This is a genomic window from Verrucosispora sp. SN26_14.1 (assembly GCF_004307965.1).
Taxonomy (GTDB): Bacteria; Actinomycetota; Actinomycetes; order Mycobacteriales; family Micromonosporaceae; genus Micromonospora.
The window spans coordinates 1-9,325 of the sequence record NZ_SISL01000231.1 but is presented as its reverse complement, the minus strand read 5'-3'; the positions used below and the strand labels follow the sequence as shown (position 1 = coordinate 9,325).

At 72.2% G+C, this 9,325-nt stretch carries 8 protein-coding genes; 4 read left to right on the top strand and 4 right to left on the bottom strand.

Annotated elements, in window-relative coordinates:
- Positions 1-90 precede the first annotated feature (90 nt).
- From EYA84_RS19690 to EYA84_RS19680, 3 genes are read left to right on the top strand one after another with little or no spacing between them, the layout of a single operon-like run.
- Positions 91-288 carry a cold-shock protein gene (locus tag EYA84_RS19690; protein ID WP_176092943.1) on the top strand — a complete coding sequence of 66 codons (198 nt, stop codon included), beginning with the start codon at positions 91-93 and terminating at the stop codon, positions 286-288.
- A 54-nt stretch (positions 289-342) separates the two neighbouring features.
- Positions 343-2,637 (top strand): RNA degradosome polyphosphate kinase, encoded by a 2,295-nt coding sequence (locus tag EYA84_RS19685; RefSeq protein WP_131054515.1) that lies wholly within the window; start codon positions 343-345, stop codon positions 2,635-2,637.
- Positions 2,638-2,690: 53 nt separating this feature from the next.
- Positions 2,691-3,569: an NUDIX hydrolase gene (locus EYA84_RS19680; protein ID WP_131054514.1), complete on the top strand. Its 879-nt coding sequence runs from the start codon at positions 2,691-2,693 to the stop codon at positions 3,567-3,569.
- A 12-nt stretch (positions 3,570-3,581) separates the two neighbouring features.
- On the opposite strand, the gene EYA84_RS19675 is transcribed toward EYA84_RS19680, so the two are convergent.
- From EYA84_RS19675 to leuC, 4 genes are all read right to left on the bottom strand, one after another.
- Positions 3,582-5,531, bottom strand: coding sequence for an endonuclease/exonuclease/phosphatase family protein (locus EYA84_RS19675; RefSeq protein ID WP_236145854.1), 1,950 nt, complete (start codon positions 5,529-5,531; stop codon positions 3,582-3,584).
- A 157-nt stretch (positions 5,532-5,688) separates the two neighbouring features.
- Complete coding sequence (locus EYA84_RS19670) at positions 5,689-6,345, bottom strand: HU family DNA-binding protein (RefSeq protein ID WP_176092941.1); 657 nt, start codon at positions 6,343-6,345, stop codon at positions 5,689-5,691.
- 172 nt (positions 6,346-6,517) lie between these two features.
- The gene (gene leuD, locus EYA84_RS19665) at positions 6,518-7,105 is read right to left on the bottom strand and encodes a 3-isopropylmalate dehydratase small subunit (RefSeq protein WP_131054512.1); all 588 of its coding nucleotides are present in this window, start codon (positions 7,103-7,105) and stop codon (positions 6,518-6,520) included.
- Between the two features lie 16 nt (positions 7,106-7,121).
- On the bottom strand, positions 7,122-8,567 hold the full coding sequence (gene leuC / locus EYA84_RS19660) for a 3-isopropylmalate dehydratase large subunit (protein ID WP_131054511.1): 1,446 nt from the start codon (positions 8,565-8,567) through the stop codon (positions 7,122-7,124).
- Between the two features lie 49 nt (positions 8,568-8,616).
- Here leuC and EYA84_RS19655 point away from each other — a divergent pair.
- Positions 8,617-9,325: IclR family transcriptional regulator (locus tag EYA84_RS19655; RefSeq protein ID WP_131054510.1), on the top strand; the 709-nt coding region annotated here is incomplete at its 3' end.

Sequence of the window (9,325 nt, the reverse complement as noted above, 5' to 3'; positions counted from 1 at the left end):
GTGCTCGGAGCTGTGTATACGAGACAGCCGCGCGACTGGCCGCCGGCTGCCTCACCGGCTGAGCTCCCCCACCGGTGTACGGTGCTGGGCATGCAGGGCACGGTGGCGACCTTCGACGCGGCGACCCGCAGCGGGCTGCTGCTGCTCGACGACGGCACCGAGCTGTCCTTCCCGGCCCGTGCCTTCGACGCCTCCGGGCTGCGGCTGCTCCGGCTCGGCCAGCGGGTACGCGTCGACACCGACGCCGCCGGGGACGTGATCCGCGTGACCCTGCCGACGATGTCCTGACGTACCCAGCGGAAGTTCATTTTGCGTTAACCCGAGTCGGGTGATTATGAGCAGGTGAGCACCCCTCGCGAAAGCAACGCCAGTCCCGCCGGCACCGACGACCACACCAGCCGCGACGAAGGTCGCTCCCGGGGATCCGACGGGCGCTTCCGCCGTACCCGGCCGATGACCGAGCTGGCCGGCACCGACCCGGCCGCCGCCTCCACCGGCCTGGAGGAGGTTCTCGACCCGGTGTCCGAGCCGGGCGCACCGGACCCCTCCGGCGGGGAGCCACCACCGCTCCGGCCGCTGCCGGAGGATCGGTTCCTCAACCGGGAGCTGTCCTGGCTCGACTTCAACGCCCGGGTCCTGGCGCTGGCCGAGGACCCGCGCACCCCGCTGCTGGAACGGGCGAAGTTCCTGGCCATCTTCGCCAGCAACCTCGACGAGTTCTACATGGTCCGGGTGGCCGGGCTCAAGCGCCGGCTCTCCGCCGGCCTGCCGGTGCGCGGAGGTGACGGCATGCCGCTGCGTACCCAGTTGGCGCTCGTCGCCGGAAAGGCCGCCACGCTGGTCACCCGGCACGCCACCTGCTTCGTCGACGACGTGCTGCCCAAGCTGGCCGACGAGGACATCCGGATCCTGCGCTGGTCCGACCTGGGCGACGTCGAGCGGGACCGGCTGCGCGCCTACTTCCGCGAGCAGATCTTCCCGGTGCTCACCCCGCTCGCGGTCGACCCGGCCCACCCGTTCCCGTACATCTCCGGCCGGTCGTTGAACCTGGCCGTGTCGGTCCGCGACCCGGACGGCGGGCCCGAGTTGTTCGCCCGGGTGAAGGTGCCGAACAACGTGCCCCGGTTCGTCCGCGTCGACCGGGACCAGCCCGGCGTGCGGATGGTGCCGGTCGAGGACGTCATCTCGGTGCACCTCGGCCAGCTCTTCTCCGGCATGCAGGTGGTGGAGTGCCACCTGTTCCGGGTCACCCGCAACGCCGAGGTGGAGGTGGACGAGGACCGCGACGAGGACCTGCTCCAGGCGCTGGAACGGGAACTGGCCCGGCGTCGCTTCGGCCCGCCGGTGCGGCTGGAGGTGGCCGCCTCGATCTCCGACCACATGCTGGAGCTGCTCGTCCGGGAACTGGACATGGACGCCCAGGACGTGCTGCGGGTCCGGGGGCTGCTCGACCTCTCCGCGCTCCAGCAGTTGTACGGCGAGGCCGACCGGCCCGACCTCAAGGACCCGCCGTTCGTGCCGGCCACCCATCCCCGGCTCGCCGAGGGCGAGGTGCCGCGCAGCGTCTTCGCCACCCTGCGCGACGGGGACGTGCTGGTGCACCACCCGTACCACTCCTTCGCCACCAGCGTGCAGCGCTTCGTGGAGCAGGCCGCCGCCGATCCGAACGTGCTCGCCATCAAGCAGACGCTCTACCGCACCAGCGGCGACTCACCGATCGTGGACGCGCTCGTCGACGCCGCCGCCGCCGGCAAGCAGGTGGTGGTGCTGGTCGAGTTGAAGGCGCGTTTCGACGAGGTGGCGAACATCGGTTGGGCCCGCACCCTGGAGCGGGCCGGCTGTCACGTGGTCTACGGCCTGGTCGGTCTCAAGACGCACTGCAAGACCGCGTTGGTGGTACGCCAGGAGGGCAACCAGATCCGGCGCTACTGCCACATCGGCACCGGCAACTACCACCCGAAGACGGCCCGGCTCTACGAGGACTTCGGCATGCTCACCGCCGACCCGGAGATCGGGGCCGACCTGACCGACCTCTTCAACGTGCTGACCGGCTACAGCCGGCAGACCGCGTACCGGCGGCTGCTGGTGGCGCCGCAGGGCATCCGCAGCGGCCTGGTCGAACGCATCGAGCGGGAGATCGCCCACGTCCGGCTGGGCATGCCGGGACTCGTGCAGTTCAAGGTGAACTCGCTGGTCGACGAGGAGATCACCGACGCGTTGTACCGGGCCTCCCAGGCCGGCGTCCACGTCGACCTCATAATCCGGGGCATGTGTACCTTGCGACCCGGCGTACCGGGGCTGTCGGAGAACATCCGGGTCCGTTCGATCCTCGGCCGGTTCCTGGAACACTCCCGGGTCTTCCGGTTCGGCAACAACGGCGACGCCGAGTTCTGGATCGGCTCCGCCGACCTGATGCACCGCAACCTGGACCGGCGGGTCGAGGCACTGGTGCAGGTCAGCGACCCGGTGGCTCGGGCCGAACTGGACCAGGTGCTCGCCGCCGCGATGAGCCCCGACACCGACGCGTTCGAGTTGGCCGCCGACGGGAGCTGGACCCGGCGTACCGGCGCGACCGACACGCCACCGGCCCACCTCCAGCAGATGTTGCTGCGTCGCGTCGGCAGCACCGCCGGGTGAGCGGCACCGGCATAGGCTGAGCGGATGATCGAGGAGGAACGGCGACGGACCGGATGACCGACGTGATCGAGATCCGGGCGGCCGGCGGCGTGGTGTGGCGGCCCGGACCCTACGACGACGTCCAGGTCTGTCTGGTGCACCGCCCCCGGTACGGCGACTGGACACTCCCCAAGGGCAAGCTGGAGCCGGGCGAGCATCCACTGGCGGCAGCCGTCCGGGAGGTCGCCGAGGAGGCCGACGCACGGGCCGCGCCCGAGGTGCGCCTGCCCTCGGTGCGGTACCGCAGCGAGGGTCGGCTCAAGGAGGTCGACTACTGGTCCATGCGGGCGATGGGCACCGGCGGCTTCCAGCCGGGCACCGAGGTCGACGCGGTGCGTTGGCTCGACGTGGACGACGCGGTGGCGCTGGTCAGCTATCCGCACGACGCGGAGATCCTGGCCGCGTTCGCCGCCCTGCCCCGGGTCACCGCCACCACGGTGCTGGTCCGGCACGGCAACGCCGGCAAGCGGTTGACCTGGTCCGGCCCGGACACGGCCCGACCGTTGGACGACCGGGGCTGGTCGCAGGCACGCACCTTGGCGCCGCTGATCGCGCTGACCTGGCCGAGCCGGCTGCTGTCGGCGTCACCGCGCCGCTGCGTACAGACCCTGGACCCGGCCGCCGCGACGCTGGACCTGCCGATCGAGATCAGCGGCGACCTGGACGAGCCCCTCGCCGGCCAGCAGCCCGACGAACGGGTCCTCGCCGCGGCGGCACGGATGGCCGCGCTGGCCGCCGCCGGCGAACGTACGGCGGTGTGCAGCCAGGGCAAGGTGATCCCGGGTGCGCTGGAACGTCTGGCCGGGCAGGACGGCGACTACGACACCGACAAGGGCACGGGCTGGCTGCTCGCCTTCAGCGCCGACCGCCTCGTCGCCGCCGACCGGCTCTGACCCGCTCCGACGTCAGCCCGCACCGCCGGGCAGGGTGAGGGTGACCGCGACCGGCAGGTGGTCGCTGGCGGTGCCGGGTGTCGCGACGGCGTCCGAGGCGACCAGGTCGGGTGAGACGAAGACGTGGTCGATCTGCTGACGCGGGTCGTCGGCCGGGCTGGTCGCCAGCGGGCGGGCGGCGGCGAACGCGTCGACCAGACCGGCGCCGGTGAGCGCGGCGAACGCCGGGTCGCCCGGCTCGGTGTTGAAGTCACCGGCGACCACCAGCGGCAGACCGTCGGCGTACCCGGTGGCGAACTCGGCGACGGCACGGGCCTGCACCACCGGATCCGCGCCGGGCGGCGGTTGCAGGTGCGTGCTCACCACGGCCAGGCGTACGCCCTCGCTGAAGTCCACGGTGACGCCGAGCGCCTGCGCGCCGGTGGGTGCGCCCACGGCGGGCAGCACGCGGGTCCGGGCCCGGTCCACCGGCCACCGGCTGAGCACCGCGTCGCCCCAGAGCGCGTCGGCGGCCGGCGCGAAGACGTAGGGCAGGCCCAACCGGTCCGAGAGCAGGTGCAGGGTGTCGTGGCCGCCGTTGAGCAGCCAGCCCCGGTCCACCTCGCTGAGCGCCACCACGTCGGCCCCCCGCACCGCCCGTTCCAACGCGGGCAGGTCGAACCGGCCGTCCATGCCGAAGCCCATCCGGATGTTGTAGGCCACCACGCGTACCTGCTCCGGCGGGCCCGGCCGATTGGTCGCCACCGGCCACGGCTCGTGTACCACCGCGGCGGCGAAGGCGGTCAGTGCGGCGAGCACGGCGATCGGCACCGTGGGCAGCCGACCGTACGTGGTGGACCCCGCGACGGCCGGAGCAGCCGCTGGAGCGACGAACTCCTCGGTGGCCGGTGCGGTGGCCGGGCGGGGCCGTGAACCGCCCTGCAACGCGATCAGACCGGTCAGCACGGCCACCAGGACCGGTAGCCACCCGTTGGGATAGCCCAGGTCGTAGGCGGCGTAGTAGAGCACCGAGACGACCGCGAAGACGAGCATGCCGCCCACCGCCGCGTACCCCCGGCGGGTCGCGGCCCGCGCCGACGGCACGGCGGCACCGTCGGCCAGCGCCAGGCAGCCGCCCAGACCGGCGGCGCCGAGCAGGACGGCGACGGTCAGCAGCGACGGCGGACCGTACCCGAACAGCAGCGTCCCGGCCAGCAGCAGCCCCGGCCACACCGGCCGGGCGCGCGGCCGGGACGGAGTCAGGGCGGCGAGCAGGAACACCGCGAGCGCCACCCCGAGCGGCGCGAACGCGAACAGCGGTGTCGAGGCGGTGCCCGCCGCGCCGAACCAGTAGGACGTCGCGGTGCCCACCACCGCCGGTGACAGCGCCACCATGCCGCCCAGCAGCAGCGCCGGCCCGGCGAGCAACCACGCCCGGCCGTACGGCACCGGCGTGGACGTGCCGGGACGACGGGCGAGCAGGACCTCACCGGCGAGCAGCGCCACCACCATCGCGCCACCGGCCACCCACGCCGACCAACTCCCCCGCCAGACCAGGTCGTACGTGCCGACCAGCACGTGCCCGAGCGCTGCGGCGGCCAGTCCGAGCGCCAGTCCGGGTACCGCGCGCTCGCCCCGGGCCGCCGTCGCGGCGAGCCACACCAGACCGGCGAGCAGACCGGCGCCGGCCAGCCAGAGCTGCGCGTACCCGCCGGGGCCGGCGGTGAGGGCGAGCCGGGCGACGCCCAGCAACGCCACGGCGACCACGCCGACGACGTGGCCGCCGACCAGCCGGACGAGCGGCGGTGCGGCGAGCGCCAGCACGAACCAGCCGAGGGCGAACGCCCCGAGCAGCTCGGCCGGGGTCGACGCGGCCTGCCCGAAGATGGTGATGACCGACGGCAGGAAGACCCGCAGCACGTCGGTCAGGACGACGAGACCGAGGGCCAGGGTGGCGGTACCGAGATGGCGGTGACGCAGCACGGTTCCTCTTTCGCCGAGGGGTGGTCCGGCGATTCTGGGCGTCGTACCCCGCCCCGTCAACGCCCGTCGGATACCGGACTCGCACCTCGGTGCGCGGACCCGACGGACATGGCGAGGGCGCCCGCCGTGCGGCGGACGCCCTCGTCGTACGACCGGCTCAGCGCCGGGTCGCGCTCTTCCTGGCCGGCGCCTTCTTCGCCGGTGCCTTCTTGGCCGTCGCGGTCTTCTTGGCCGCGGTGGCCTTGGACGCCGTGGCGGTCTTCTTCGCCGGGGCGGCCTTCTTCGTGGCGGTCGTCTTCGTGGCGGTCGCCTTCTTGGCCGCGGCGGTGGTCTTGGTCGCCTTGGCCGCGGTCGTCTTCTTCGCCGCCGCCGTGGTCTTCGTGGCGGTCGTCTTCTTTGCCGCGGTGGCCTTCGCCGTGGTCGTCTTCTTGGCAGCGGTCGCCTTCGCACCCGTCGCCTTCGCACCGGTCGCCTTCGCACCGGTGGTCTTGGCGGTGGCCGCGGCGGTCTTCTTCGCCGCCGCCGTGGCCTTCGGCACCTTGCCGTTGGCCACCATCTCCTTGAACCCGGCGCCCGGACGGAAGGTCGGCACCGAGGTCTTCTTGACCTTCACCGCCTCCCCGGTACGCGGGTTGCGGGCTGTTCGCGCGCCCCGTACGCGCTTCTCGAACGCCCCGAATCCGGTGATCGCCACCTTCTCGCCCTTGGTGACCGCCGCCTGGACCTCAGCGAGGACCGCGTCGAGCGCGGCCGTCGCCGTTTTCCGGTCCCCCAGGCGAACGGCGAGCGCCTCGATGAGCTCGGCCTTGTTCACTACTTCCTCCTGATTGTGCAACTGACTCGACGCGAGCCATTCTGCGCGCACGGTATGCCCTGTGCTGCCCGGACACAAACATTCGGTGGAAAAAAGCCCTTGTGTCGTAACGGATTCGCCCCCACCGGTGGCACCGGTGGGGGCGAAATCGGCGACGAAGCCGGGTGAACGGCTAGGCGACGCGGGGCAGGAAGGGGGGTCGGGTGCCCTCGAAAGCACTGATCTGCGACTCGTGGCGAAGGGTGAGTCCAATGTCGTCCAAGCCCTCCATCAGCCGCCAGCGGCTGAAGTCGTCGAGGGGGAACGACCACGTGGATCCGCCCGCCTGGACCTGCCGAGCGGCGAGGTCGACGGTGATGGCGGCCTTCGGGTCGGACTCCACCAGGGCCCAGATCTCCTCGACGGCTTTCAATTCCAACTCGACCGGCAGCAGACCCTCCTTGAGGGCGTTGCCCCGGAAGATGTCACCGAAGCGCGGCGAGATCACCACCTGGAAGCCGAAGTCGCGCAACGCCCACACGGCGTGCTCCCGCGACGACCCGGTGCCGAACTCCGGACCGGCCACCAGAATCGAGGCACCCGAATATGATTCATCGTTGAGGACGAATCCCGGGTCCTCCCGCCACGCGCTGAACAACCCGTCGGCGAATCCGGTACGGGTCACCCGCTTGAGGTACACCGCCGGGATGATCTGATCCGTGTCCACGTCGGACCGACGCAGCGGCACGGCGGTGCCGGTGTGCACGGTGAACTTGTCCATCTGTCGCAGCCCTTCTCTACAGGTCGGCGGGGGCGGCCAGCCGGCCGGCCACGGCGGTGGCGGCGGCGACCGGCGGGCTCACCAGGTGGGTACGCCCACCCCGGCCCTGCCGGCCCTCGAAGTTCCGGTTGGAGGTGGAGGCGGACCGCTGACCCGGGGAGAGCGTGTCCGGGTTCATGCCCAGGCACATCGAGCAGCCGGCGAAACGCCACTCGGCGCCCGCGTCGGTGAAGACCTTGTCCAGCCCCTCGGACTCGGCGGCCTCGCGTACCGCGGCGGAGCCCGGCACCACCAGCATGCGTACGCCGTCGGCGACCTGGTGGCCGCGCAGCACGTCGGCGGCGGCCCGCAGGTCCTCCAGCCGGCCGTTGGTGCAGGAGCCGACGAAGACCACGTCCACCGAGAGGTCCCGCAGCGGCGTACCGGGCCGCAGGTCCATGTACTCCAGGGCACGACGGGCCGCGGCCCGCTCGGGCTCGGTGCCGAAGTCGTCCGGGTTCGGCACCGCCGCGCCCAGCGGCGCACCCTGACCCGGGTTGGTGCCCCAGGTGACGAACGGCGTGATCTCGGCGGCGTCCAGCGTCACCTCGGCGTCGAACGTCGCGCCCTCGTCGGTGGGCAGCGTCCGCCAGTACGCGACCGCGGCGTCCCAGTCCGCGCCGGCCGGCGCGTTCGGCCGCCCCTTCAGGTACGCGAAGGTGGTCTCGTCCGGCGCGATCATGCCGGCCTTGGCGCCCCACTCGATGGACATGTTGGCGATGGTCATCCGGCCTTCCATCGACAACGCCCGGATCGCCTCGCCCCGGTACTCCACGATGTGCCCGCGCCCGCCGCCGGTGCCCACCTTCGTGATCAGCGCGAGGACCAGGTCCTTGGCGGTGACACCGGGACGGAGCTGGCCGCTGACGGTGACCGCCATCGTCTTGGGGCGGCCCTGCGGCAGCGTCTGGGTGGCCAGGACGTGTTCGACCTCACTGGTGCCGATGCCGAACGCCAACGCACCGAACGCGCCGTGGGTGGCGGTGTGCGAGTCGCCGCAGACGATCGTCATGCCGGGCTGGGTGAGCCCGAGCTGCGGCCCGATGACGTGCACGATGCCCTGGTTCTCGTCGCCCAGCGGGTGCAGCTTCACGCCGAACTCGGCGCAGTTGCGGCGCAGCGTCTCGATCTGCGTCCGGGAGGTGGGGTCGGCGATGGTGAGCAGGTCACCACGGCGCTGCCGGAACGAGGGATCGGCGTACCCGGTCGGGGTGTTGTGATCCTCGGTCGCGAGCGTGAGGTCGGTACGGCGCACCTGCCGGCCGGCGAGCCGCAGCCCGTCGAAGGCCTGCGGGCTGGTCACCTCGTGCAGCAGGTGCAGGTCGATGAAGAGCAGATCGGGCTCACCATCGGCGGATCGGACCACGTGCGCGTCCCAGACCTTCTCGGCCAGGGTCCTCGGCTCAGGAGTGACTCCCACCATCTGGACATCCTAAATTCTGGGAGGTAAATTTCGGCTTGTGGGACACAGTATGAGCGGTGTCGGCGTTCTCGACAAGGCGGTGGTCATCCTGGCCGCCTGTGTCGACGGCGCCAGCCTGGCCGAACTCGTTGAACGCACCAAGCTGCCCCGGGCCACCGCGCACCGGCTGGCACAGGCGCTGGAGATCCACCGGATGCTGGTCCGGGACACCCAGGGCCGCTGGCGTCCCGGGCCACGCCTGGGCGAACTGGCGAACGCCGCACCGGACGTGCTGCTGACCGCCGCCGAGCCACTGCTGGCCGCCCTGCGCGACGCCACCGGCGAGAGCGCACAGCTCTACCTGCGCCGGGCGGACGAACGGATCTGCGTGGCCGCCGCCGAACGCGCCAGCGGGCTGCGGGACACCGTCCCGGTGGGGTCGGTGCTGCCGATGGTGGCCGGTTCGGCGGCGCAGATCCTGCTCGCCTGGGAGCCGCCCGAGGCGGTGATGCCACTGCTACCGCGGTCCAAGTTCACCGGCCGCACCCTCGCCGAGGTACGCCGCCGGGGCTGGGCGCAGAGCGTCGCCGAACGCGAGGCCGGTGTGGCGAGTGTCTCCGCACCGATCCGGGACCGCACCGGCCGGGTCATCGCGGCGATCAGCATCTCCGGCCCCATCGAGCGTCTCGGCCGCCGCCCCGGCGAACGCCACGCCATGGCCGTCGTCCGCGCCGGCCAACGCCTCTCCGGCCTCGAACCCCTGACTCTTATACACATGT